At 71.4% G+C, this 24,050-nt stretch carries 20 protein-coding genes and 1 pseudogene; 7 read left to right on the top strand and 14 right to left on the bottom strand.

Going from position 1 to position 24,050, the window contains the following annotated elements; genetic code table 11:
• Positions 1 to 31: 31 nt before the first annotated feature.
• From O7635_RS19940 to O7635_RS19930, 3 genes are all read right to left on the bottom strand, one after another.
• On the bottom strand, positions 32 to 2,905 hold the full coding sequence (locus O7635_RS19940) for a ricin-type beta-trefoil lectin domain protein (RefSeq protein WP_278081956.1): 2,874 nt from the start codon (positions 2,903 to 2,905) through the stop codon (positions 32 to 34).
• Between the two features lie 84 nt (positions 2,906 to 2,989).
• Positions 2,990 to 4,153, bottom strand: coding sequence for a ThuA domain-containing protein (locus tag O7635_RS38145; RefSeq protein WP_347405293.1), 1,164 nt, complete (start codon positions 4,151 to 4,153; stop codon positions 2,990 to 2,992).
• A gap of 111 nt (positions 4,154 to 4,264) precedes the next feature.
• On the bottom strand, positions 4,265 to 7,390 hold the full coding sequence (locus O7635_RS19930) for a carbohydrate-binding protein (protein ID WP_278081955.1): 3,126 nt from the start codon (positions 7,388 to 7,390) through the stop codon (positions 4,265 to 4,267).
• A gap of 231 nt (positions 7,391 to 7,621) precedes the next feature.
• Between O7635_RS19930 and O7635_RS19925 the strand changes: the two genes are divergently transcribed.
• On the top strand, positions 7,622 to 8,938 hold the full coding sequence (locus O7635_RS19925) for an NAD(P)/FAD-dependent oxidoreductase (protein ID WP_278081954.1): 1,317 nt from the start codon (positions 7,622 to 7,624) through the stop codon (positions 8,936 to 8,938).
• A gap of 4 nt (positions 8,939 to 8,942) precedes the next feature.
• On the opposite strand, the gene O7635_RS19920 is transcribed toward O7635_RS19925, so the two are convergent.
• On the bottom strand, positions 8,943 to 10,811 hold the full coding sequence (locus O7635_RS19920; RefSeq protein WP_278081953.1) for a propionyl-CoA synthetase: 1,869 nt from the start codon (positions 10,809 to 10,811) through the stop codon (positions 8,943 to 8,945).
• Positions 10,812 to 10,917: 106 nt separating this feature from the next.
• On the opposite strand from O7635_RS19920, the gene O7635_RS19915 reads away from it, so the two are divergent.
• Entirely contained in the window at positions 10,918 to 11,853 is a 936-nt protein-coding gene (locus tag O7635_RS19915) for a sulfite exporter TauE/SafE family protein (RefSeq protein ID WP_278081952.1), read from the top strand.
• Here the strand turns inward: O7635_RS19915 and O7635_RS19910 are convergent.
• From O7635_RS19910 to O7635_RS19895, 4 genes are all read right to left on the bottom strand, one after another.
• The gene (locus O7635_RS19910; RefSeq protein ID WP_278081951.1) at positions 11,850 to 13,040 is read right to left on the bottom strand and encodes an endonuclease/exonuclease/phosphatase family protein; all 1,191 of its coding nucleotides are present in this window, start codon (positions 13,038 to 13,040) and stop codon (positions 11,850 to 11,852) included. The two genes, O7635_RS19915 and O7635_RS19910, sit on opposite strands and share 4 nt — an antisense overlap.
• 68 nt (positions 13,041 to 13,108) lie before the next feature.
• Positions 13,109 to 13,621, bottom strand: a complete 513-nt coding sequence (locus tag O7635_RS19905; RefSeq protein ID WP_278081950.1) for a DinB family protein — start codon at positions 13,619 to 13,621, stop codon at positions 13,109 to 13,111.
• A gap of 16 nt (positions 13,622 to 13,637) precedes the next feature.
• Complete coding sequence (locus O7635_RS19900) at positions 13,638 to 14,387, bottom strand: isocitrate lyase/phosphoenolpyruvate mutase family protein (protein WP_278081949.1); 750 nt, start codon at positions 14,385 to 14,387, stop codon at positions 13,638 to 13,640.
• A complete protein-coding gene (locus tag O7635_RS19895) occupies positions 14,372 to 14,821 on the bottom strand; it encodes a carboxymuconolactone decarboxylase family protein (RefSeq protein ID WP_278081948.1) in 450 nt (149 codons plus the stop codon). Before O7635_RS19895 ends, O7635_RS19900 begins: the two co-directional genes overlap by 16 nt.
• A 46-nt stretch (positions 14,822 to 14,867) precedes the next feature.
• Here O7635_RS19895 and O7635_RS19890 point away from each other — a divergent pair, with 46 nt between their 5' ends.
• Positions 14,868 to 16,229 carry a PLP-dependent aminotransferase family protein gene (locus O7635_RS19890; protein ID WP_278081947.1) on the top strand — a complete coding sequence of 454 codons (1,362 nt, stop codon included), beginning with the start codon at positions 14,868 to 14,870 and terminating at the stop codon, positions 16,227 to 16,229.
• Here the strand turns inward: O7635_RS19890 and O7635_RS19885 are convergent.
• Positions 16,211 to 17,014, bottom strand: a complete 804-nt coding sequence (locus O7635_RS19885) for an SMP-30/gluconolactonase/LRE family protein (RefSeq protein ID WP_278081946.1) — start codon at positions 17,012 to 17,014, stop codon at positions 16,211 to 16,213. The genes O7635_RS19890 and O7635_RS19885 overlap by 19 nt on opposite strands.
• 56 nt (positions 17,015 to 17,070) lie before the next feature.
• On the opposite strand from O7635_RS19885, the gene O7635_RS19880 reads away from it, so the two are divergent.
• Positions 17,071 to 17,604, top strand: a complete 534-nt coding sequence (locus tag O7635_RS19880) for an NUDIX hydrolase (RefSeq protein ID WP_278081945.1) — start codon at positions 17,071 to 17,073, stop codon at positions 17,602 to 17,604.
• On the opposite strand, the gene O7635_RS19875 is transcribed toward O7635_RS19880, so the two are convergent.
• Entirely contained in the window at positions 17,526 to 18,053 is a 528-nt protein-coding gene (locus O7635_RS19875; RefSeq protein WP_278081944.1) for a GNAT family N-acetyltransferase, read from the bottom strand. The genes O7635_RS19880 and O7635_RS19875 overlap by 79 nt on opposite strands.
• A complete protein-coding gene (locus O7635_RS19870) occupies positions 18,050 to 18,550 on the bottom strand; it encodes a winged helix-turn-helix domain-containing protein (RefSeq protein ID WP_278081943.1) in 501 nt (166 codons plus the stop codon). Before O7635_RS19870 ends, O7635_RS19875 begins: the two co-directional genes overlap by 4 nt.
• A 59-nt stretch (positions 18,551 to 18,609) precedes the next feature.
• Between O7635_RS19870 and def the strand changes: the two are divergent.
• Positions 18,610 to 19,150: pseudogene (def, locus tag O7635_RS19865) on the top strand (peptide deformylase).
• On the opposite strand, the gene O7635_RS19860 reads toward def, so the two are convergent.
• Positions 19,116 to 19,928: a 2-phosphosulfolactate phosphatase gene (locus O7635_RS19860; protein WP_278081942.1), complete on the bottom strand. Its 813-nt coding sequence runs from the start codon at positions 19,926 to 19,928 to the stop codon at positions 19,116 to 19,118. The pseudogene def and the gene O7635_RS19860 overlap by 35 nt on opposite strands.
• Before the next feature lie 46 nt (positions 19,929 to 19,974).
• On the opposite strand from O7635_RS19860, the gene O7635_RS19855 reads away from it, so the two are divergent.
• Both O7635_RS19855 and O7635_RS19850 read left to right on the top strand, forming a co-directional pair.
• Positions 19,975 to 20,505 carry a GNAT family protein gene (locus O7635_RS19855; RefSeq protein WP_278081941.1) on the top strand — a complete coding sequence of 177 codons (531 nt, stop codon included), beginning with the start codon at positions 19,975 to 19,977 and terminating at the stop codon, positions 20,503 to 20,505.
• 34 nt (positions 20,506 to 20,539) lie between these two features.
• Positions 20,540 to 21,085: a dihydrofolate reductase family protein gene (locus O7635_RS19850; RefSeq protein WP_278081940.1), complete on the top strand. Its 546-nt coding sequence runs from the start codon at positions 20,540 to 20,542 to the stop codon at positions 21,083 to 21,085.
• Here the strand turns inward: O7635_RS19850 and O7635_RS19845 are convergent.
• Together O7635_RS19845 and O7635_RS19840 are read right to left on the bottom strand one after the other, a co-directional pair.
• Entirely contained in the window at positions 21,080 to 23,269 is a 2,190-nt protein-coding gene (locus O7635_RS19845; protein ID WP_278081939.1) for a DUF262 domain-containing protein, read from the bottom strand. The two genes, O7635_RS19850 and O7635_RS19845, sit on opposite strands and share 6 nt — an antisense overlap.
• Entirely contained in the window at positions 23,266 to 23,949 is a 684-nt protein-coding gene (locus tag O7635_RS19840) for a hypothetical protein (protein WP_278081938.1), read from the bottom strand. Before O7635_RS19840 ends, O7635_RS19845 begins: the two co-directional genes overlap by 4 nt.
• Positions 23,950 to 24,050: the final 101 nt, after the last annotated feature.

Below are 24,050 nucleotides of genomic sequence, written 5' to 3'. Positions count from 1 at the left end.
CCGGGCCCCACGCGGCTTTGCGCTCCGGCCGTTAGGGCAGCGTCCAGTTCTGGGCGCCGGTGCCGTTGCAGTCGTAGATCTGCAGCTGGGTTCCGTTGGTGGTGTTGGAGCCCGGGATGTCGAGGCACTTGTTGGCCTGCGGGTTGCGCAGGCTGCCGCTGACGCCGGTGACCCACTGCTGGGCGCCGGTGCCGTTGCAGGTCCAGAGGTGGATCTTCGTGCCGTTCGCCGTGCCGCTGGACTGGACGTCCATGCACTTGCCGAGCGAGCGGATCGTCCCGTCGGTGCCGACCGTCCAGGTCTGGTTCGGCGCGCCGTTGCAGTCCCAGATCTGGATCTTCGTGCCGTCGGCCGTGCCGCTGGCGTTGACGTCGGCGCACTTGCCGAGCGCCTTGACGGCGCCGGTCCGCGGGCCGCCGCCGCCGCCCGGTGTCGAGACGCCCGGACCCACGAACGTGTAGCTGTCGAGGTCGAGGAACGCGCCGCTGCCGCCGGTGAACACGATGTAGAGGTCGTGCGTGTTGTCGTCGGGCTTGTTCACCGGCACGGTGATGTCGGTGTAGGTGTCCCAGCTGCCGGTGCTCGGCACCGCGACCCGGGCGACCTCGGGGCCGGTGGTCGAGTCGTAGCGGAACGAGATCGTGCCGCCGGCGCCACCCGAGGAGACCCGGGCCCGGAGCTGGTTGATGCCCTTCAGGCTGACACCGTGGTGCCGCACGTACTCACCGTTCTGGATGTCACCGAGCCGCTTGCCGCCCTCGGCGCCGGCCGCGTTGATCACCTGCGGGCCGTTGAGGGTCACGTAGTGCTCCGCCTGCCACTGCTTGGGCCAGAGAGTGATCTCCTTCTCCCCGGTCAGCGGGACGGTGCCGGTCGCGCCCCGGTCGGTGTAGCTGGATCGCAGCACGAAGAACAGCGTCGAGTCGGGGCCGGCGTGCACGGGACCGGTGTTGACGGTGAACCCGCAACCGGTGCCCTGGCCCTCCTCGTGCGCGTGCTCCTGGTGACCCAGCGCGGCCCGGATGACCACGTTGGCGCACGGGATCGTGCCGTCCTGCGGGTCGGTCGCCGTCGCGGTGCTCGTGACGTTCTCGTCCCACGAGATCATGCCGCCGGCCGGTACGCCGTTCAGCGTGACCGTGGGCCGGTTGTTGCCGACCACGATCGGCAGCAGCGTCGTGCCGCTGCGCCCGGTGCCGTCGTTGACGGTCAGCCGCGCCCGCTTGTCGCCGACCGTCGTGTAGGTGTAGGTCGGGTTGGCCGCCGTGGAGTCGACGGTCCCGTTGTTGTCGAAGTCCCACTGGTAGGTCAGCGGGTTGCCGTCGGGGTCGGTGCTGCCCGCGCTGGAGAAGGTGACCTGCAGCGGGGCCAGGCCGTTGTCCCGGTTGGCCGAGGCCACCGCGATCGGGGCCCGCCCGCCGGCCACATAGTTGATCTTGTAGAGCCCGGCCGCCACGTCGCCCGAGAAGTAGCCGTTGCCGTACTCGAGCAGGTAGAGCGAGCCGTCCGGGCCGAACTCCATGTCGATCGGGTGCACGAGCTGCATCCCGGCCAGCACGGGCTCGATCACCGTCGGCGTACCGGTCGACGGGTTGCCGTTGTTGAACTGGACCTCCTTGATCCAGTTGCGGCAGTACTCGGAGATGAGCCACTTGTTGTCGTAGTACTGCGGCCACTTCACGTCCGAGACCAGGTTGGGGTCGTAGTGGTAGACCTCGGTGTGGTTCGGCGAGCCGCAACCGCCGGGGTTGTCCAGGGCGGGCCACTCCTTGCTGCCGCCGTGCTGTTCCCAGACGAGCGCGGGCTTGGTCGGTGGCAGCTGCTGCAGGCCGGTGTTGCGGGGCGAGTTGTTGACCGGCCCGGTCGTGCCGCCGCACGGGAACCAGCCGCGCGGCGCGTTGGCCGCGAAGTCCCAGTCGTTGTAGGCGACGTTGGGGCCGCCGCAGTAGGGCCAGCCGTAGTTGCCGGGCGCGGTGGCCCGGTTGAACTCGTCGTAGGCGGCCGGGCCGCGGTTGGCGATCGTCGCGCCCGCGTCCGGACCGACCTCGCCCCAGTAGAGGGTGTTGTTGGCCTTCTTGTCGACCCAGATGCGGTACGGGTTGCGGACGCCCATCACGTAGATCTCGGGCCTGGTGCCCGCCGTGCCCTGGGCGAACAGGTTGCCGCTCGGGATCGTGTAGGTGCCGTTGGCCTGGGGCTTGATCCGGTTGATCTTGCCGCGCAGGTCGTTGGTGTTGCCCGACGTGCGCTGCGCGTCGTACTGCGCGTCGCGCGACGTGCGCTCGTCGATCGGCGCCATGCCGGCCGAGTCGCCACCGGAGTTGGTGTTGTCGCCGACCGCGAAATAGAGGTTGCCGGCCGTGTCCCAGGTCATCGAGCCGGCGCTGTGACAGCACAGCCGCCGCTCGGTGGGCCACTCGATGATCATGTCTTCGGACGCCGGGTCGATCACGTTGGTGCCGGCGTTGAAGGTGAACCGGGAGATCCGGTTGACCAGCGTGCTCTGGGCCGGCGAATAGAAGAGATAGAGCCACCGGTTCGTGGCGAAGCCCGGGTCGAGCGTGATGCCGATGAGGCCGTCCTCGAACCGGGCGTCCAGGGCCAGCGTCAGCGCCACCGTGGTGGCCTTCGTGGCGGGGTTGTAGAGCCGGACCTGGCCACCGCCGGACGACGTGCCGCGGTTGATGTAGAAGACTTTGTGGTCGGGCGCGACGGCGAGCTCGATGGGCTCGCCCATCGAGGTGCCGCCGTCGAGCTTGACCTTCTCGAACAGGTTGGTGGCCGGCGGCGCGGCGGCGGCCGGGGTGGGCGTGACGGTCAGGGCCGTGAGGCTGGCCGCCGTGAGCAGGGCGGCGCCGAGCGCGCTCAGCAAGCGCGGTCTGCGGCGCAGGGACGTACGTCGCATGTGGATGCTCCTGTGGTGGGTAGGGGTGCGGAGCAGCGGCGGACCGCACGGCACCTGGCCGTGCGGAACCGCGTGAGGATTTCGTCAGCTGGTGGTGAGGGTGAACTTCTCCCACGCACCGATGGCGGTGCGGTTGGCGATCAGAGCCGCGGCTCCGGCGTTCTCGGCCACCACGTAGCGGCCGTTCGCCTGGGCTCGGAAGCTGACCGTGCCGTCGGGGTTGTTGACCCGCGCGAAAGTCTCCCAGCCGCCGACGGCGGCACGGTTGGCGATCAGCGGGTTGGCGCCCGCGTTCTCCGCGCAGACGTACATGCCGTTGGCGCGCGACTTCAGTGCGACGTTGCCGCCGCCGAGGTCGACCACGTCGAAGCGCTGCGCGGTGGTGGACGCGGCGGACGCGTTGGCGATCAGGTTGCCGGAGCCGGCGGTGACGAACAGGTTGTTGGCCCCGGCCCGGATCGCCGTGCCGCTCACCGGCGGCGCCGACCGCGGTGTGCAGTCGGCGGTGGTCGCACCGCCGGCCCACTGGATGCCGCCGAGCAGCAGCCGGGTGAAGTTGGCCTCGGTGTAGGACGCCTCGGTGTGCCCGAGCCCGGTGTAGAACGCACGACCGCCGCCGTAGTTCTGGCACCAGGTGATCGGGTGGTTGCCGCCCATGGTCCCGCCCGAGTAGCTGCTCTCGTCGAGTTTGAGCAGCACGCGCACGTTGGGCTCCGGGTTGGTCCGGTAGCTGTACCACTCGTCGGTGCGGGTCCAGGTGGCCGGCAGGAACGAGGTCAGCGGGTGGCCCGTCTCCTGGCGCAGCACGTTGGCCTGCTGGATGGCCGGGTGCGACGAGAAGTACGCGCCGACCAGGCCGCCGTACCAGGCCCAGTCGTACTCGGTGTCCGCGGCGGCGTGGATGCCCACGTAGCCCTTGCCGCTGGCGATGTAGGACTGGAACGCGGTCTGCTGGGTGGCGTTGAGCACGTCGCCGGTCGTGGAGAGGAAGACCACGACCTGGTACTGCGCCAGGTTGGCGGTGGTGAACTGGTTGGCGTCCTCGGTGGCCGTCACCGTGAAGCCGTTCTGCGACCCGAGTTGTTGGATGGCCGCGATGCCGTTGGGGATGGACGAGTGCCGGAATCCGGCCGTCTTGGAGAACACGAGGACACGGGTCACCGGCGCCGCCGAGGCGGGTGCCGCGTACAACGCGGCGACCAGCACCACGGCGAGCCCGGCGAGGGCCGCCACCAAACGTCTCAACACTGCGCTCCTCCGATGGGGGTGACTCGGAGCCGGGCCGCCGCGCTCGGCTTGGACGACTGGGTGGAGCCCGGGGCCAGGGTGTGCCATTCCCCTGGCCCCGTTGACCGGGGGTCAGCCCGCGACCAGCGTGAACTTCTCCCACGGTCCGATCGCGTCGCGGTTGGCGATGAGGTTGCCCGCACCGCCGTTCTCCGCGACGACGTACTTGTTGTTGACGGTGGCCCGCAGGCTGATCGTGCCGTCGGAGTTGTTGACCCGGGCGAACGTCTCCCAGGACCCCGCCGACGCGCGGTTGGCGACCAGCGCCTGCGCGCCGGCGCCCTCCGCGCACACGAACTGGTTGTTGGCCCGCGATCGCAACGCCACGTTGCCGCCGCCGAGGTCGACCACGTCGAAGCGTTGCGAGCCGCCGATCGTGGCGCTGCTGGCGATCAGTGGGGTGGTGCCCGCGGCGGTCACGTAGAGGTTGTTGGCCGAGGCCCGCAGCGCCGTGCCGCCGGTCGGCGTCGTGCCGCCCGTCAGGATCCGCAAGGCGTCGACCATGCCCACCGAGGTCGTCTTGTTGACGATGCGGATCGTGTGCTGCCCGTTGGCCAACCCCGTCCTGCTGTAGACCACCTGCTGCGCCTGCCGGGCGCCGCTGACGTTGAGGTTGACGTTGGCCTGGAACACGTTGTCGATGTAGACGTCGACGTTGCCCATGTCGCTGAAGCGTTCCGAGAGGTATTCCACGCCCGTGCCGGTGAACGTGTAGGACGCCTCGGCGCCGACGGTGTTGCTGTGGTGGGTGTCGTCGTTGTAGTCGCCGTAGCCCCGGGCCGTGGTGTGGTACCAGTTGGCGCCGTAGGTCAGGTCGGTGTCGTTGACCAGGCCACCCTGGCCGGCCGGGCCGAGGCCGAACGTCGACGCCGTGCCGGACAGCGACTTCGCGCCCTGGTTGGCCGTGCCGGTCAGCGTCGTCGACGCGTACGACGTCAGCGGTTTGCTCACCCGCTCGACCACGTAGCTGGTGTTGGCCGCGGTCGCCCACGTCACCTCGGCCGCCGAGACGGTGGTGATGATGGCGTTGTCGCTCGTGCGGCGGACCCGGATCTGCTGCGTGCCCCACGGGTTGACCACCCGCGCCTGCTTGCCGTGCAGGCTGCGGACACCGACATATTTCGTCTCCTGCGCCTCCCGCTCGGAGCTGACCAGGAAGCCGTCCTTGGCCAGCAGCGTGAACTTGCCGACGAAGTTCGACTCCGACGGGATCGCGGGGAACACCCGGATCTTGTCGTTGTAGGACTGCATCAGCGCCTCGTTCATCGCGGCGAGGTGGATGCCGATGTACTCGTACACACCGTTGGTGTTGTTGGTCATGCCGTTGGGGTAGTTCTGGTACTTCTGCAGCATGGTCTTCATGCCGGCCTGAGTCTGCGGGCCGAGGCCGAGCCGCGCGGCGTGCACGTGGTCGTTGGCCCACACGTTGCCGTAGGGGTGCGGGCGCACGTTCCAGGTGTTGATGGCGGTCTGCGTGTCGGGATAGCCGATGCCCGTCTGGTCGTAGGGCCAGACCAGCTCCAACGCCACGTTCTCGCCGTTGCGGGTCTGCGCCGTCGGCGGGTCGTGCGGCAGGTACGCGCCGTTGGAGATCTGGTAGGGCGCCAAGTTGTTGACGACGTCCTGCCAGCCGGCCCGCAGTCCACTGTCGACACCGAGCTGGGTGGACACCTGGATCGTCAGCGGGAACAGCAGCCGCACCGCGGCCAGGTCGGTGAGCGCGTTGCGCACGTCCCAGTAGGTCTCGTGCGCGTTGGAGCTGGCCATGTAATATTGCGCGCCGTTGCGGGACAAGCGGTTCTGGTAGAACCGCACCGACTCGCGCATGAACGGATAGGCGACGTCACGCAGATAGGCCGTGTCGTTGGTGTACCGGTAGTAGAGGTACATGTTGTAGGCGGCCTCGGTGCCCGTCGAGTAGATGTCGTTGACGTAGTCGCTGTTGACGGTGCCGCGGGCGTTGCCGTCCCAGCCCATCGTCTCGGGCACCCAGAGCGAGTCGGTGCCGTAGCGCGTCTGCGTGTAGGACTTCAGCGCGTTGTAGTTGCGGGCGTAGAGGTTGTTGAACGACCTCATCAGCTCGGGATGGTTCGAGCCGTAGAACGAGTTGTAGACGTCGCGCTGGTTCCAGTACCAGTAGCCGTTGGACCACTTCGAGTTGTCCTGCGTGGCCCGGAAGTTGCCGTTGATGAAGTGCAGCGGGTAGTTGCCGTAGCCGCCGGCCGCGATCATGTAGGTGAACAGGTAGTAGGCGTTCTCCAGGTAGTCGTTGTCGGCGCTGCCGCCGTACTGCACGAACGACTTGGCCCAGAAGGCATGCCACCAGTTCCGGTACGCGTTGAGCGTGCTGGCGTAGCCGGCGGACTTCACGGCGGCGAGCTGGTTGCGGGCCTGCTGCACCGAGTTGAGGCCCGGTGAGTTGACGCGGCTGGCCGCGGTGAACCAGATCGTGTAGCTCGACGTGGGCGTGATGTTGAGCCGCACCCGCGTGCCGTTGACGGTCTGCGCGGTGTAGTTGGCGCCCTCGACCGTCGCCGCGAACGTGTAGCCGAAGTTGTTGGGGTCGGCCTGGCCGCGGGAGAGGCCCACACCGGTCGAGTCCGCGAACGTGCTGACCGTGCGCCAGGTCGTCAGGTTGGGCACGTCGGCGATGTTCTGCACGGTGTTCATGTCCCACAGCGACAGGTCCAGCCCGATGCTGGACACGCCCGGCCGCGAGTCCTCGACGTGGATGCCCATGACCTCGGAGTTGGGCGCGCCGAGCACGGTCACCGTGCGGTTGTTGTCGTACTTCGTGGTGAGGGTGCCGTCGTAGAGCGACAGCCGCTGCTGGAAGGTGCTGTAGCCGCTGTCGATCTGCGGCGAGGTGAACAGGTTGATGTTGCCGGCCGCGTAGGTGGACTGTTGGCTCAGGTCCACACCGGACACCTGGCCGGTGAGCCCGTTCTGGTTCCAGAACATGCCGCCCGTGCGGCCGTTGCCGACCGTCAGCCCGTGCAGCGGGTTGGTGTTCGGCCGGTTGTAGACGATGTCGTGCTTCGACAGGTAACTCGCGTAGTCGACGTTGAGAGCGCCGGTGCCCGCGTTGTAGGCGGCATCCGTGGGCGCCGCGGCCGCCGGGCCGGGCCCGGTCGCGACGAGCCCACCGGTCACCAGAAGCAACAGCACGCTGGCGACGATCGGCGAACGCACCTTCATCCGACACGATCCCTTCTAGATCGTTCGTCCGGTGCTCATCCGCCGAAATGAGCATCGACCCTTGTCTGTGACGTGTAGTTAACATTGGATGTCTCGGCGCGTCAATCCCCGAACTTCGATGTCTGTCCCGATGGTTCTGTCACCGCACGTGGCGAGACATCGGAGGTATGCTGGCCGGACGATTTGGCACTTAGCGTGCCGGACCACTCAGGGGCCACTAACGTGGGTGGCATGGCACGTCCGAGGGTGGTCATCGTCGGCGGCGGCTTCGCCGGGTTCCACGCAGCGCACAAACTGACCCGCCTGGCCCGCGGCCGGGCCGACATCACGCTGATCAACCCGACGGACTATCTCCTCTACGTCCCGCTGCTGCCGGAGGTCGCGGTCGGGGTGCTCGAGCCGCGGCAGATCGCGGTCTCGCTGACCTCCGCGCTGCCCGGGGTCAAGCTCGCCCTGGGTGAGGCCAACGCGCTCGACCTCGAGGCCAACGAGGTGCACTACACCGACGCGGAAGGCGGCAGCCGGCACATCCCGTACGACCGGCTCGTGATCGCCCTGGGCAGTGTCAACAAGCTGCTGCCGATCCCCGGCGTGGCCGACCACGCCCACGGCTTCCGGGGCGTGCCCGAGGCCCTCTTCTTGCACGACCACATCGTCCGCCAGCTCGAGATGGCCCAGAACGAGCCCGACCCGGGCGAGTGCCTGGCCCGCTGCACGTTCGTCGTGGTGGGCGCGGGCTACACGGGCACCGAGGTGGCGGCGCACGGCGTGCAGTTCACCGACCTGCTGGCCAAGCAGAAGAAGACGCCCATCAAGCCCACCTGGATCCTGCTGGACCTGGCCGACCGGGTGCTGCCCGAGCTCGACCCGCGGATGTCCAAGGAGGCCGACCGGGTGCTCCGCGAGCGCGGGGTCGAGGTGCTGATGGGGACCTCGGTGCAGGAGGCGCTGTTCGACGGCGTACGCCTGACGGACGGCCGCTACATCCCGACCCGCTCGCTGGTCTGGTGCGTCGGCGTGCGGCCCGACCCGGTGGTCGACAACCTGGGCCTGCCGACGGACCGCGGTCGCATAGTGGTCGACGAATACCTGCGGGTGCCCGGCCATCCCCGGGTCTATGCGATCGGCGACGCCGCCGCCGTGCCCGACCCGGAGAATCCTGGCCGGCCGACCCCGATGACCGCCCAGCACGCGGTGCGGCACGGAAAGCAGGCCGCGCACAACATCGCCGCCGAGTACGGCACGGGCAAGGCCAAGCCGTACCGCCACAAGGACCTGGGTTTCGTGGTCGACCTGGGCGGGCTGGCGGCCACGGCCAACCCGTTCGGCGTGGTGCTCGCGGGCCTGCCGGCCATGGTGGCGACCCGCGGCTATCACCTGCTGTCGCTGCCGGGCAACCGGATCCGGGTCGTCGGCGACTGGCTGCTGCACGCCTTCCTCCCCCGCCACGCCGTGCAGCTGGGCCTGATCCGGGGCCCGGAGGTGCCGCTCGACAACGCGGCGCCCGAGCTCCCGGTCCGCCCGCCGGCCCCGGCCCGGAGCAGTTGACCGCTCAGTCCCGGAGCACCGGGCGCAGGGCGTCGAGCACACCCGGGTCCTCGATGGTCGAGGGCACGGGCTCGTCGCGGCCGGCCGCCAGCCCGCGCATCGTCTTGCGGAGGATCTTGCCCGAGCGGGTCTTGGGCAGGGCCGCCACGACGTCGACCCGGCGCAGCGCGGCGATGCCGCCGATCCGCTCGCGGACCAGCGCCTTCACCTCGTCGGCGAGCGTCTCGCCGTCGACCGAGGCGCCCGCCTTGAGCACCACCAGGGCCCGCGGCACCTGACCCTTGAGCTCGTCGGTCACCCCGATGACGGCGCACTCGGCAACGGCCGGGTGGCCGGCGACCGCCTGCTCGATCGCCCCGGTGGAGAGCCGGTGGCCGGCCACGTTGATCACGTCGTCGGTGCGGCCCATGACGAACAGGTAGCCGTCGTCGTCGACGTAGCCGCCGTCGCCGGTGAGGTAGTAGCCGGGGTGCGCGCTGAGATACGAGGCCTGGTAACGGTCGTCGTCCTGCCAGAGGGTCGGCAGCGTGCCGGGCGGCAGCGGCAGCTTGATCACGATCTGCCCCTCCCGCGCGGGTCGGCCGGCGTCGTCGAGCACCTGGACGTCGTAGCCCGGCATCGGGACCGTGGCCGAGCCGGGTCGCGGCGGGTGCGGCTCCAGGCCCATCGGGTTGGCGGCCACGGGCCAGCCGGTCTCGGTCTGCCACCAGTGGTCGATCACCGGGATGCGCAGCCGCTCGCGGGCCCAGTTGTAGGTCTCGGGGTCGAGCCGCTCCCCCGCCAGGAACAGGTAACGCAGCTTGCGCAGGTCGTAGCGGTCGAGGTGGGCGCCGTCGGGGTCGTCACGGCGGATCGCCCGGAACGCGGTCGGCGCGGTGAACATCGTCTTGACGGAGTGCTCGGCGGCGACCCGCCAGAACGCGCCGGCGTCGGGCGTGCCGACCGGCTTGCCCTCGTAGAGCACCGACGTGCACCCGGTGAGCAGCGGCCCGTAGATGATGTAGGAGTGGCCGACCACCCATCCGATGTCTGAGGCGGTCCACATGGTCTCGCCCGGATGGGTGTCGTAGACGTTGCGCATGCTCCACCGCAGCGCCACGGCGTGGCCGCCGTTGTCGCGCACGACGCCCTTCGGCCGGGCGGTGGTGCCCGAGGTGTAGAGGATGTAGAGCGGGTCGGTGGCGGCGACCGGCACGCAGTCGACGGGCTCGGCCTCGCCGAGCGCGGCGTGCCAGTCGAGGTCGCGCCCGGCCCGCGGGGTCGCCGGGGACTGCGGCCGCTGCAGCAGCACGACGCTGCCGGGTCGGTAAGCGGCCAGGTCGAGGGCCTGGTCGACGATCGGCAGGTATTCGACGATCCGCTTGACCTCGATGCCGCAGGAGGCGGTGACGAGCACCTTGGGGCGGGCGTGGTCGATCCGCGCGGCCAGCTCGCGCGGCGCGAAGCCGCCGAACACCACCGAGTGCACGGCGCCGAGCCGGGCGCAGGCCAGCATGGCCACGACCGCCTCGGGGACCATCGGCATGTAGATCACCACGCGGTCGCCGCGGTCGACGCCGAGGTGGCGCAGCACGCCGGCGAACCGGGCCACCTGGTCCTGGAGCTCGGCGTAGGTGAGGGTGCGCCGGCTGTCGGTGACCGGGCTGTCGTAGTCGATGGCGGCCTGGTCGCCGCGGCCGGCCCGGACGTGCCGGTCGACCGCGTTGAAGCAGGTGTTGAGCGTGCCGTCGGGGAACCAGCGGTAGAACGGCGGCGCGCTGTCGTCGAGCACGGTGGTCGGCGGGCGGAACCACTCGATCTCGCGGGCGGCGGCGCTCCAGAAGGCTTCCGGGTCGCTCAGGCTCGTCCGGTACGCGTCGGCATAGGCACCCATCAGCCCATCATCGACCCTTCGCGGCGTTTCGTCGCCCCACCCTTGCCCCTTCACCGACCGGACACATATTCTCTACCGACAAACTAGGGAAGGGTGGTGATCGCGAGTGCGCAAGCTGGTGCTCCTGGCGCTGGTCGGACTCGGCGCCCAGCTCGTCGACGGCAGCCTGGGCATGGCCTACGGCGTCACGTCGACGACCCTGCTCCTGGCGATCGGCACCAACCCGGCGGCCGCGTCGGCCACCGTGCACCTCGCCGAGATCGGCACGACACTGGTCTCGGGCGCCGCGCACTGGCGCTTCGGCAACGTCGACTGGAAAGTCGTCCTCCGCATCGGCATACCGGGCGCGATCGGCGCCTTCGCCGGCGCGACGTTCCTGTCCAGCCTGTCGACCGAGACCGCCGCGCCGGTGATGTCGCTGATCCTGCTCGCCCTCGGCCTCTACATCCTCAGCCGGTTCACCGTCGCGGGCCTGCCCAAGGCGCAGCTCGGCAAGCCCCTGCGCAAGCGGTTCCTGACCCCGCTCGGCCTGGTCGGCGGCTTCGTCGACGCGACGGGCGGCGGTGGTTGGGGCCCGGTCGGCACGCCCGCGATCCTGGCCAGCGGCCGGCTCGAGCCCCGCAAGACGATCGGCTCGATCGACACCAGCGAGTTCCTGGTCGCGATCGCCGCCAGCATCGGCTTCTTCGTCGGCATCGGCTCCGAGCAGATCAACGTCGGCTGGGTCGTCGCGCTGCTGGCCGGCGGGATCATCGCCGCTCCCATCGCCGCCTGGCTGGTCCGGCTCGTGCCGCCGCGGGTGCTGGGGTCGGCCGTCGGCGGCGTGATCATCCTGACCAACACCCGCACGCTGCTGCGCAGCGACTGGATCGACGCCCCGGACGGGGTGCGCTACGCGGTCTACGCGGTGATCTACGCCGTCTGGGCGGCGGCGGTGGCCTGGTCGGTGCGGGCCCACCTGGCCGACCGCCGCGCGGCCGCGACCGCCGCCGCCACCGCCACCTCCGGCGCTTCGCCGGAGCCAGAGCCGGCCCGCGTCTAGAGGTCGAGGTCGACCCAGACCGCGCCGTGGTCGGAGGCGCCGTGCCGGCCCTTGGTGATCTCCGGGTATACCGTCCAGAGCTTGGGCGGGTTGACGTTGCTCGGCGTGCCCCACAGCCCCTTGCGGAACACTCCGCCGTCGACCACCCGCTCGGCCAGGTCCGGCGAGAGCAGGATGTAGTCCAGCCGGTTCTTCAGCGAGCACGACTGGAAGCTGCCCGGCCGCTCGTGGTCGTCGTCCTTGTCGCCCCAGAGCTGGCCGAAGGCGGGCAGCCCGTAGGCGTCGACCAGCGGCGAGTCGGGGCCGATCAGCGCCTCGAGCGTCGGGTGCCGGTCGCCCACCGGGCCCTTGTTGAGGTCGCCGAGCACCGCCACGAAACCGGCGCCCTCCGCCCGCAGCCCGTCGTAGATCGCGCGTACCTCCTGCGCCTGCCGGGTCCGCAGCGGGTCCGGGTCGCCGCTGCTGAACGACTGGCTCTTGAGGTGGTTGAGCAGCAGGAAGAGGTCTTCGCCGCCGGGCAGCCTGAGCTGGTAGACCGGGCAGTCCCGGCTGAACAGCCGCTTGCCCTTGCGCTTGGGGTCGGGCACGTCGACGTTGCTGCGCACCCAGCGCACCTTGACCTTGTCGGTGCAGAACAGCCCGACGTCGATGCCGCGCGGGTCGTTGCCGTCGACCAGCATGCAGTGCGCGAACCGGCCGCCGAGCAGTTCCTCGTTGAACCGGGCCAGCGCCGGGCGGTTCTCCGCCTCGACCACGCAGAGCATGTCGGGCGCCAGGTCCTCGATCACGCGGGCGGTCATCCGGGTCGAGGTCTCGTCGACGGGCTCGACGGTCAGCTCGACCCAGCCGAGCCAGTCACCGCGCCCGTTGGCCACGATCCGGGGCGGCGCGTTGGTCGGGGCGGCCAGGAAGTCGCCGCGGTTCTCGCGCAGCAGCGCCCAGGCGGTGTCGAACTGGTTCGGGTTGAGGCGCAGCCCCTGGTCGGTCTCGACGAGCACGCGCAGGGTGGTCAGCGCGGCGAGCATCTCGGCCTTGTCCTGGTCGGAGTAGACCGGCTTGGCCGCGATGCGGTTGAAGGTCTCGAACGCGGTCAGGGCGGGCTGCCCCTCCTCGCGCTCCTCGGTGTCGAGCGCCTTGGCGCGCGCGAACAGGTTCTCGACGTTGAACGTCGCCAGCCGGAGGGTCACGAACCGCACGGTACGGACGCCGCCCGCGCCGTGGTGTCGCCCGCCCGACGCCGGGCCCGAAAGTGGTCCTATTCGCCGACCGCGCCGTCGATCAGCTCGCGGGCGATGTCGAGATGGCCGGCGTGGCGGGCATATTCCTGGAGCACGTGCGTCAGGATCCAGCCCAGCGTCGGCGCGTCGGCGGCGGTGGCGAAGCGGCCGCCGACCGCCGCCCGGTCGTCGAAGCGCGCCCGCTCGGCGATCTCCCTGGTGCGGGCGCCGGCCAGGTCCATCGCCGCGAGCAGCGCGTCGACCGTCTCCTCCGGACGGACCTGCCAGCGGCCCTCGTCGTCCTGGTCGCCCCACGGATGGGGCACCGGCTCCGCGGCGAAGCCCCAGCGGATCCAGCGCTCCTCCATGTAGACCAGGTGCTTGAGCAGCTCCAGCGGGCTCCACCCGGACGGCAGCCGGCTGCCACGCAGCTCCTCCGGGCCCAGACCGGCCATCTTGCGCGCGACGACGGCCCGGTAGTGGTCGAGGAAGTCCAGCAGCAGGATCTTCGGGTCGGCCAGGTCATGCCGGGGCTCGCGCACGTCGGTCACCGTCCAACCGTAACGCTCATCCCCCGTACGGCGACGCCCCTGCCACGATCGCGGCGAGCATCCGGGCGTGGTCGGCGGCCAGCGCCTCGTGGATGCCGTCGCCGAAGCTGACCCGGGCCACCCCGAGCGCGGCCAGCGCCGGCAGCGCGGGCGTGGCCGGAATAAACAGGACGTTGACCGGGCCGTCGGCCGCCAGCACGGCGATGTCCGGCTCGGCGGTGGCCAGGATCGGGTAGGCGCAGTCGGCGCCGGCCGCCCGGAACCGGCGGGCACGGTCGCGTGCCGTCGCCAGCGGGTCGGCCACGCCGCGGAGGTAAGCGTCGACCCGCGCGTTGACGACGAGGTCGGGGCCGGCCGCGGCCCGCACGGCGGCCAGGAAGTCGGCCTGTCTGTCCACATCGACCAGTCGCTTCGTACGCGGGTCCGAGTCCTCCAGGTTGCACCCCACCGCGCCGGTGGCGAGCACGCGCTCGACGAACTGGGCCGGCGGGAGCCCGTACCCCCGTTCGAGGTCGGCGGTGACCGGCACGTCGACCGCGCGGACGATCCGGGCGACCGCGTCGAGCATCTCGTCGACCGGGGTGGCCTCGCCGTCGGCGTAGCCGAGGCTGAGGGCGACCGCCGCGCTGCTCGTCGCGACGGCCGGGAAGCCGGCGGCCTGGACCGCGCGGGCCGAGGCGGCGTCCCAGGCGTTGGCCAGCACGACGGGGTCGCCCGGGCGGTGCAGCGCGCGCAGCGTGTCGGCCCCGGTCACGACAGCGGCCACGCGTGGGTGGTGACGGCGACCCGGTTCCAGGCGTTGATCACGGTGATCGACCAGACGAGCTCGGCGAGCTCGATCTCGGTGAACTCCGCCTGGGCGCCGGCGAACACCTCGTCCGGCACGGGTCCGTCGGTGAGCCGGGTCATCGCCTCGGTGAGGGCGAGGGCGGCCCGCTCACGGGGCGAGAAGAACGGCGTCTGCGACCAGACCGGCAGGGCGTAGAGCCGGCGCTCGGTCTCGCCGCCGGCGCGGGCGTCGGCGTTGTGGGTGTCGACGCAGTAGGCGCAGCCGTTGAGCTGCGAGGCCCGGGCCCGGACCAGTTCCAGCAGCGGCGCCTCGAGCGAGGTCTGGCGGGAGGCGGCGTCGAAGGCGTTCATCGCCCGGTTCATGTGCGGCGCGAGCTTGTCAGCCGCCAGGCGGATCGTCGTCGTAGTCATGGCTCCACGCTAGGCGGCGAATGGACCCGCGCTAAGGTCCAATATCGTGGCGTTCGATTGGGCCGCTTTCGGTGTTGATCTCCACCTGGACCTGCCCGCCGGCGGCCGGCGGGCCGGGCTGGAGCGGGCCCTGCGGGCGGCGATCCGGGCGGGGCGGTTGGCACCCGGCAGTCGGCTGCCGGCCACCCGGGCACTGGCCGCCGAGACCGGGGTGGCCCGGGGCACCGTGGCCGCCGCCTACGACCAACTGGTCGCGGAGGGCTACCTGACCGCGCGGACCGGTTCCGGGACGACGGTGGCGCCGGTGCCGCCTCCCGTGGCGTTCACGCCGGCCGCCACCACGCCCGCGCCGCCGCGGTTCGACCTGCGACCCGGCGCGCCGGACGTCAGCGCGTTCCCGACGACGGCCTGGCTGCGGGCCAGCCGTCGGGCGCTGGCGCGCGTGCCCGCGGCCACGTTCGACTACGGCGACCCGCGCGGCCATGTCGCGCTGCGCTCGGCCCTGGCCGAGTACCTGGGCCGCGCCCGCGGCGTGCTCGCCCACCCCGACCGGATCGTCGTCACCTCCGGCTACGTGCAGGCGCTCGCGTTGCTGGCCGGGCTCCACCGGGTGGTGGCGATGGAAGACCCGGGGCTGGCCTTCCACCGCGCGGTCGTGCGGCGGGCCGGCGCCCGGGTCGTTCCGCTGGCCGTGGACGAGTCCGGCGCCCGGCTTCCGTCGGCGTCCGATGTGGACATGGTGGTGTTGACGCCGGCCCACCAGTACCCGACCGGGGTCACCCTCGCGCCGGCGCGGCGGCGGGCCTTCGCGGACTGCGGCGCGCTGGTGGTGGAGGACGACTACGACGGCGAGTTCCGCTACGACCGGCAGCCGGTGGGCGCGGTGCAGGGCGTGGCGCCCGAGCGGGTGGCGTATGTCGGCACCGCGGCCAAGACGCTCGGGCCCGCGCTGCGGCTTGGCTGGATGGTGCTGCCGGAGCGGCTCGTCGAGCCGGTGGTCGCGGCGAAGCGGCACACGGACTACCACACCGAGGTGGTCGGCCAGCTCACCCTGGCGGAGATGATCACCAGTCACGCGTACGACCGGCACGTGCGCGCCGCCCGTGCCCGCTACCGGGCCCGGCGCGACCTGTTGCTGGCCCGGCTGCGCGGCGCCCGCGTCGGTGGTGTCGCCGCCGGCCTGCACGCGCTGGTCGAGCTGCCGCCCGGCGGTCCGCGCGAGGCGGACGTGCTGGCCGAGGCCGCCCGGCGCGGACTCGCGCTGGGCGACCTCGGCAGCCACTGGCACGCTCCCGGCGGTCATCCACAAGGGATCATCGTCGGGTACGGCACGCCGGGCGAGGCGCGCTATCCGGCCGCGCTCGACGTGCTGGCCCGGGTGCTGCGCGCTCAGACCTCGGTCGCGTAGACCACGCCCTCGCCCGCGCCCTGCTCGCCCCACTCGTTGGCGGTGATGAACAGCGTGCGGCCCGTCTCGCCGCCGAGCGCGCAGGAGAAGCAGCCCCGGTCGGCGTCGACGGTGTCGAGGATCGCGCCGCCCTCGGCCACGCGGACGCACCGCTGGTTGGGCACGTCGGCGAACCACACCGAGCCGTCGGCGTCGACGGCGATGCCGTCCGGGGCCGAGCCCTCGACCGCGGCGAACTCCCGACCGGCGCCGAGACCGCCGTCGGGCGCGATGTCGAAGGCGGTGAGCCGACCGGCGTACGACTCGGCGACGATCAGGGTGTCGCCCCGCACCGCCATCCCGTTGGGGAACGCGAGCCCGCCGGCCACCTCCCGCGGCGTGTCGGCGCCGGGCGTGAGCACGCAGACCCGGCCCGGCCGGAACTCGCCGCCCGGGAAGTCGAAGCCGATGTCGTTGACGAAGATGTTGCCGCGCCGGTCGACCGCGATCTCGTTCCAGCGGCCGTCGCCGAGAACGGCGTGCCGCTCGAGCGCGCCGTCGGCGCCGACCCGCAGCAGCAGCCCCTGCTGGCCCGACACGGCCAGCAGCCGCCCGTCGGGCAACCAGTCGATGCAGATCGGCAGGTCGGCGATCTCGGCCACGGTGGTCGGCGTGCCGTCGGGTTCCACCCGGACGACCTGCCCCCGGCCCCAGTCACAGAACCACAGGCGCCCCTCCCGCCACCGCGGCGACTCGCCCATCGCGATCCCGGACACCAGCGTACGAAGCGTTTCTGTTCTCCTCATGCTGATACGTAGCGGCCGGCGCCGGATTCTCGACATGGCCCGGAAGAATTTCCGGCATGACTTTCGACCTGGCCGCGCACATCGCCGGCCTGGCCCGGGTGCGGGTCGCGGCGGGCGTGGTGTTCGAGGACGGCGCCGGGCGGGTGCTGCTGGTCCGGCCGACCTACAAGACCGGCTGGGAGGTGCCCGGCGGCGCGGTCGAGGCCGACGAGTCGCCGCTCGCCGGGGCGCGCCGCGAGGTGCGCGAGGAGCTGGGCGCCGACTTCCCGGTCGGGCCGCTGCGGGTGGTCGACTGGCTCGCGGCCGAGCCGCCGTGGGACGCCGGCCTGATGTTCCTGTTCGACGGCGGCGTCCTGACAACCGCCGACGTGGCGCAAATCGTGCTGCCGGCCGCCGAGCTGTCGGCGTTCGCCTTCGTGGCGCCGGCGGCGCTCGACGCGCATCTGCGCCCGCGGCTGGCCCGCCGGGTGCGGGCGGCGCTGTCCGGTGGCGACGTCTATCTGGAGGCCGGCTACCAGACGTCGCCGTCGCGCCAGTCGCAGGTGAGCGGGGCCGAGAGGTCGAGCGGCATGACGCCCGGGAAGACGTAGACGGCGCCCTGCTCCTCGGGGGTCGGCTTGCTGCCGTCGGGGGTGAGGGCGGCGAGCGGGCCGGTCCACCGCAGCCAGCCACGGCTGCGATAGAACGGCTCGCCGAGGTCGGTGGTGCCGAGCGCGCCCAGGTCGTACGCCGCCCGGATCACCGACTCGAGCGCCCCCATCACCGCGGCGCCGTGGCCGCGGCGGCGCTGATCCGCGCGGACGCCGACCCCCTCGACGTAGCCGCAGCGCAGCGCACGTCCGTTGTGGACGAGGCGGCGCTGCACGACGCTCCCGTGCCCGACGAGATCGTCACCCTCCCACGCGAAGGCATGCATGCCACCGAGCGAGTGCTCCCAGTCCTCGGCGCCGAAGTCCCCCTCGAACACCTCTTCCAAGAGCCGGTAGGCAGCCCCCAGTGCCGTCGCACCCGCCGCGGACGTGTGCACGAGCTCGATCATGCGTCGGCCTCCGGGATAAGTGGGAAGAGGCGGGCGACGACGCCGACCGGGGCGCTGGTGGGTGGTGGCTCGCGGCGGGTGTAGGGGGCCAGGACCGCGCGGATCTCGTCGGCCACCGTGGCCAGTTCCGCGGGCGTCAGGTGCAGGACGTCGCTGAACGCCTCGTCGCGCTGCCAGTGCTCGGGTGCCGTGTCGCGGCGGGCCAGCCAGCGGTGGTAGCCCTCGTCCTCCAGCTCCCGCGCCAGCGGGCCCAAGTCCTGCCGCGGCTGAGCGCTCGGGCGCAGCCGCCACGGCCGCGCCCGGCCGTGCGCGCCGGCCACCGGCTCGACGTAGCCATAGCGCTCCAACTGTCGCAGGTGGAACGAGCACGCGCCCGAGCTCTCGCCGAGCCGGCGGGCCGCCTCGTTGGCGGTGACCGAGCCGGCCGCGGCCAGGAGGTCGAGCAGCGCCACCCGCAGCGGGTGCCGCAACGCCAACTCGGTCTCTTGCCCGATCACGCCTCGCATCGTACCCTGCTGTTTGCAAAGCTTTGCAAAGTGAGCTGTGGAGGTGCGTCGTGACGATCCGGCCCGTGCGGCTCTTCGGCGACCCGGTGTTGACGAGCGCGGCCGACCCGGTCACCGACTTCGACAAGGCGCTCCGCACGCTGGTCAAGGACCTCACCGAGACGCTGCGCGACCAGCGCGGCTCGGGGCTCGCGGCGCCCCAGATCGGCGTGCCGCTGCGGGTGTTCGTGTTCGACGTCGACGGCGTACGCGGCCATCTGGTCAACCCGGCCCTCGAGTTCCCGTCCGACGAGGATCAGTTCGGTCCGGAGGGGTGCCTGTCGATCCCGGGGCTCCACTACGACACGCGGCGGCGGCGGCACGCGGTCGGGCACGGGGTCGACCAGCACGGCCGGCCGGCGCAGGTGGTGGGCACCGACGAGGTGGCGCGGTGCCTCCAGCACGAGACCGACCATCTTGACGGCGTGCTGTTCCTCGACCGGCTCGATCCGGTGACCCGGCGGGGCGCGATGCGCGACATCCGGGACGCCAACTGGGCAGCAGGCCCGGGTCAAGGTCAGCCCGCACCCGATCCGGGGCCTGCTGCGCTGAACGCGCCGTCGCGCAGGATCGGGACGGTGTCGCTGGCGCCGATCTCGACGGCGACGGCCACGTCGTCCGCGAAGCCGATGGCGGCCAGCTCACGACCGGAGGCACTGTCCATGATGGCCTGTCGTGGGTCGGCGGTGGCGCGGTAGGCGCGCGCGGCCAGGTCCGCCTCGGGCGACAACGTGGTCAGGTCCGCGGTGGCGCGGGCGGCCAGGTCCGCCGTGCCCCGGGGCGACGGACTTCCGGTTCGCAGGGCGGCGATGACGGCGCCGGCGCCGAGCAGGTCCTCCATGGCCGGGCGGAGGCTGCCGTCGGGCCACCGCTCCCCGGCGGCGATCACGGTGAGCGGGCGCTCTGGCGTTCCCACCCCGGCCGCCCGCAGCCACCGGCCGACCGCCGCGGCGTTGCGGAGGCTGCCCGCGACGAGGCCGCAGTGGTCCTGGATCGCGGCGGCGATGGCGGACCCGTTGGGGGACGGCAGGATCAGGTCGGGCGTACGCGGCGCCCGGCGCAGCGCGGCCGGCGACAGCGACCACGGACGCTCGGGTGTGGTGGAGCGGCGGCCGGTCGCGACGGGAATACCGCCGTCGGACGCGGGCGGCGCCTCGTGCCACGCCCGCGGGTGGACCCGGGTGCCGGCGTCGACCAGCACCGACACCGAGGTGGTGAACGACAGGACGTCGACGACAACGGCGTACGCGCTGCCCGGCGCCAACCTCCGCGCTCCTTCGGGTCCCCAGTCGAAGCGGACGCCGTACCCCTGTTGCAGCCATGCCTCCATCGGTCGAGGGTCACACAGCCGCGGGCGCGGGCGGCAGGATGGGTGGATGGTGGCGAGCGACCTCCCTGTGCTGCGGCCCGTCAGCGACGAAGACGACCTCGACCTGTTCCGCCGGTTCTGTGTCGAGCCCGGGCTGATCGGGCTCGACTGGCGCGGGTTCCAGGACGTCCAGGGTGTGGCCAAGCGATTTGCCGAGGACGGCTTCCTCGGCTCGCGCGATGGTCGGCTGATGGTCTGCGCGGGCGAGCGGCGGGCAGGGTTCGTCAGCTACGCCGAGGGGCTCTATGCCGGGCGGGGGCCCTATTTCGAGATCGGGATCGCGCTGTTGCCGGAGTTCCGCGGTCGGGGCCTCGGCTGGCGGGCGCAGGCGATGCTGTGCGACTACCTGTTCGCGCTGGCGCCGGTGCAACGGATCCAGGCCGGCACCCACGCGGAGAACGTGGCCGAGCAGCGGTCCCTGGTGAAGGCCGGGTTCCAGCTGGAGGGCGTCGTGCGGGCGTGCGAGTTCCGCGACGGCGCCTGGCGGGACGGCTACCTCTACAGCCGGTTGCGGTCCGACCCGCCGCCCGCGCTCTAGCTTTTCTGTCGCACCCACGTGGTGTGGTGTCTTCATGGCTACCCGCTACTACACCGCGACCACGATCGACGGGTTCATCGCCGACTCCGCCAACTCGCTCGACTGGCTCTTCGAGGTCACCGACCGCGACGACCGCTTCGCGCCGTTCTTCGCGCGGATCGGCGCCTTCGCGATGGGCGCGACGACCTATGAGTGGGTGCTCGACCACGAGAAACTGCTGGAGCATCCGGAGAAATGGCAGGAGTGGTATGCGGACCGCCCGGCCTGGGTGTTCACGCACCGCGACCTACCGGCGATCCCTGGGGCCGACATCACGTTCGTCTCCGGTGACGTGCGTCCGGTGCACGAGGCGATGACCGCGGCGGCAGGTGATCGCGACATCTGGCTGGTGGGCGGTGGTGAGCTGGTCGGCACGTTCGCCGACGCGGGCCTGCTCGACGAGATCATCCTCGGCATGGCGCCGGTGACGCTCGGCGCGGGCGCGCCGCTGCTGCCCCGGCGGCTCACCTCGTCCCGGTTGTCGCTCACCTCGGTCGAGCAGGTCGGTCCGTTCGCCTACCTGACCTACGCCGTGTCATGAGCCGCCGTCCGCCCGGGCGCGCAGGCGGTCGCGCAGCGCGTCCATGCTGTCGCCCGTCCGCGAAAGGCGCCAGAAGGTCCAGCCGTTCGCCGCCGACAGGTCGAGGGCGTCCATCGCCGCGGCCGAAAGGCTGGGAAACACCGCGCCGGAGGCGGTGCGGATCCGCGCGCCGTCGAGCACCTGGGCCAGGTGCGCGCGGCCCTTGCGGTTGCCCTCCAGCCGGTCGCCGGGGCGCACCAGGCCGGCCGCGACCAGGTCGGTCAGGCGCACGCCGTGGTGGCGGCGCGTGCGTCTGGGCTGCCCGGCCCCCTTTCCGCTGAGCGGCGGCGCGCCGCTGGTAACGAGCCCGAGGCTGCCGAGGTCCCAGATCCGCTCGGCCATGAGGCGATAGAGCTTGCCCCGGGCCTCGACGAGATCGGCCAACCCGGCGTCGCCGGCATAGGCCGGGAAGGCGCCGGCCAGCCGCTGCTCCTTGACGAACCGGCGCAGCCGCACCTTGCCCTTCTCGTCGAAGAAGCCGGGGTTGAGGGTGGCGGCGAGCAGGGTGTCGCCGCGATAGAGCGGCACCTTGTCGGCCAGCGGCAGCCCGCCATAGCTGCCGTTGTCGGGACCGTCGAGCAGCACGAGCGCGCCGAGGCGGCTGCGCAGCAGGGCATAGGCGCGGGCGTCGGGCTGCACGTGGGCATACTTGGCCGCCGTGCTGGTGAGGAGGTGTTCGATCTCGAAACCGCGGTCGCCCGTGCGGCGGCGCAGGAACCGGTCCGTCGGGTCCTCACGCTCGGCGCCGACCTCCAGCCACGCGGTGAGCCGGGTCAGCAGATAGTGGATGAACGGGCCGTTGTTGTGGAAGCGCAGGTCGACCAGGTCGGCGAGGCGTTCCACCCAACCGTCCGCCGCCTCGGCCAGCGCCTCGCGCAGCTCGTCCTCGGTGTGACACAGCCGCACCCTGGGCAGCAGCGCTTCGACCAGGGCGTCGACGGCCTTCTGGTCATAGGGCTCGTTGCTGACGCCCTGTGTCACGACGAAGAGGTCGATGACGTTGGCCACCAGGCGGGCCTTGCGCTGACGGGCCGCCCTGCTGTCGTCCGGTCGCATGGCCGCGAGCGTCAGGGTGAACTGGCTGGAAACGCCGTTCCAGGCGTTGTAGCGGACGGCCTCCAGTCCGGCGACGACCTTGGTCTGCGCCCGCAGCAGGGTGGCGTAGGTCTGCTTCATGGGTGCGAGCACGTCGGTGAAGAACCGCGCGCGATCGCCGTTCCTGCGGTCGGGCCAGATGTCCTTCTCGTGGGCGAGCGCCCACTCGTGCGTGGCGTTGTCCAGGCTGGGGCCGCCGTCGTGGGCCGGGTCGAAGTACTTCGCGCGGAGAACCTCGCGGACGTAGCGGAAAGCCGAGCCCCGCTCCACCGACTCCAGGTCGGACACCATCGACTGCCATTGGTGGTCGAGCAGCTCATAGTCGTGGTCGGCGGCGTCGCCGAGCAGATAGCGCTTCAGATGGTCCATCGGCGAGAGGTGCACGCCGCGGTCGTTCATCGACTGGAACATCTCGATCGCGCGTTCGCGGTCGCCCGCCGACAGTGCGATGAGCGAGACGCGGTAGAGCAGCCATTCGACAAACAGCGGCAGGCTCTCACCGCGCAGGGGCGCCGGCAGATGCGTCTCGATGTGCTGGAACGCCGCCCAGATCCGCCGCACATATGGTGGCTCGCCGTCGAGGTTGTAGTCGCGACCGTCGACGAGCGCCTCGAAGCAGGCCCGGTATTTGTCGACGTCCACCGCGAAGGTCTTCCGGCCGAACCGCTCGGTCACGACGAGGGTGGCCAGCGTGGCGCCGTGGCCCGGCTGCCCGTCCAGCTCGTCCACGAGCCGCCGGAGATAGATCAGCAACAGCATGAGCGTGACGACCCGCTGCTGCCCGTCGGCCAGATACGTCTTGCGGTCGTTCTCGTAGACGATGAACGGACCGAGGAAGTAGGGGTCGTAATAGTCCACGTCGCGAGCGGCGTGAGGAGTCTTCCACTGGTCCAGGAACTTGTCGGCGAGATCCGTGATCAGCTTCTTGACCTGCGGCTCCTCCCAGACGTAGTCCCGCTGGAAGTAGTCGAGGTAGTAGTACCGCTCCTGGAACAGGTCGTAGACGGTGTGTCCGCAGGCGTCGACGAGGTTCTTCGCGCGGCGCCTCATGGCGCGACGGTGGCTTTGACCAGCACGACCGGGCCGTCGCCGCCCTGCCAGAGGTAGCCCGTGCGGGTGACGGTGACCGCGGCCCCGCGTGCGGCCCGGCCGCCGGCGATCTCGTGTCGGTCGGGGTCGAAGGTCACCGTCTCGCCCACCTGGGCCACCGGGCGCAGGCGCTTGCGCTCGGTCTCGTCGCGCAGCCAGCCGTCCAGATCGGCCAGCGTCGCGCCCTCGGCGCGCATGGCCCCGATCACCGTCGCGAGGTCGGCGAGGACGCGGGCCTTGTCCTGCTCGCGCTGCCGCGTCCAGCTGGCCTGGGCGCGGTCGCCGGAAGTCTCGGCGACCGCGAGGCTGTCGGCCACGTTGGCGGCGAGGGCCTGGGTGAGCCAGCCGGGCACGCGTACGGACGACTGCGCGGACAGCAGCTGCAGCGACTCGGCCGACGAGTGCGGCGCCGCCGACCATTCGTAGCGCGTGGCGCCCGACTTCTCGACATGCGGGTGCAGTTTCAGATAGGGCTGAAGCCGCTTCCACTGCCGATCGACATCACCCTGCTTGCCGCCGGCCGCGACGATCTCCTGCTTGATCTCCCGCGCCCCGACGGGCCTGTCCACAGCCCGAATGATCTCGATGAACGCCAGCCCGGCGTCGGTGTTGAACTGCTTGACGAGCAACTTCGCGTCCACGGTCGACCACCCCGTCCCACGGATTCCGCCGATGGCTTACACCGCGAGACACACTAGTGACCAACGTGCACACAATCCCTGTCAGAAGCGCGACACCGCCC

Source organism: Asanoa sp. WMMD1127 (genome assembly GCF_029626225.1).
Taxonomy (GTDB): domain Bacteria; phylum Actinomycetota; class Actinomycetes; order Mycobacteriales; family Micromonosporaceae; genus Asanoa.
Note: the sequence above shows the minus strand (reverse complement) of the source record. Positions and strands in the feature narration are given on the sequence as shown.

What these genes read in the sequence shown, in the direction of transcription:
- O7635_RS19940 (WP_278081956.1), bottom strand. Translation starts at nt 2,905, where the DNA reads ATGCGACGTACGTCCCTGCGCCGCAGACCGCGCTTGCTGAGCGCGCTC.
- O7635_RS19930 (WP_278081955.1), bottom strand. Translation starts at nt 7,390, where the DNA reads ATGAAGGTGCGTTCGCCGATCGTCGCCAGCGTGCTGTTGCTTCTGGTG.
- O7635_RS19925 (WP_278081954.1), top strand. Translation starts at nt 7,622, where the DNA reads ATGGCACGTCCGAGGGTGGTCATCGTCGGCGGCGGCTTCGCCGGGTTC.
- O7635_RS19920 (WP_278081953.1), bottom strand. Translation starts at nt 10,811, where the DNA reads ATGGGTGCCTATGCCGACGCGTACCGGACGAGCCTGAGCGACCCGGAA.
- O7635_RS19895 (WP_278081948.1), bottom strand. Translation starts at nt 14,821, where the DNA reads ATGACTACGACGACGATCCGCCTGGCGGCTGACAAGCTCGCGCCGCAC.
- O7635_RS19885 (WP_278081946.1), bottom strand. Translation starts at nt 17,014, where the DNA reads ATGAGGAGAACAGAAACGCTTCGTACGCTGGTGTCCGGGATCGCGATG.
- O7635_RS19880 (WP_278081945.1), top strand. Translation starts at nt 17,071, where the DNA reads ATGACTTTCGACCTGGCCGCGCACATCGCCGGCCTGGCCCGGGTGCGG.
- O7635_RS19875 (WP_278081944.1), bottom strand. Translation starts at nt 18,053, where the DNA reads ATGATCGAGCTCGTGCACACGTCCGCGGCGGGTGCGACGGCACTGGGG.
- O7635_RS19860 (WP_278081942.1), bottom strand. Translation starts at nt 19,928, where the DNA reads ATGGAGGCATGGCTGCAACAGGGGTACGGCGTCCGCTTCGACTGGGGA.
- O7635_RS19855 (WP_278081941.1), top strand. Translation starts at nt 19,975, where the DNA reads ATGGTGGCGAGCGACCTCCCTGTGCTGCGGCCCGTCAGCGACGAAGAC.
- O7635_RS19850 (WP_278081940.1), top strand. Translation starts at nt 20,540, where the DNA reads ATGGCTACCCGCTACTACACCGCGACCACGATCGACGGGTTCATCGCC.
- O7635_RS19845 (WP_278081939.1), bottom strand. Translation starts at nt 23,269, where the DNA reads ATGAGGCGCCGCGCGAAGAACCTCGTCGACGCCTGCGGACACACCGTC.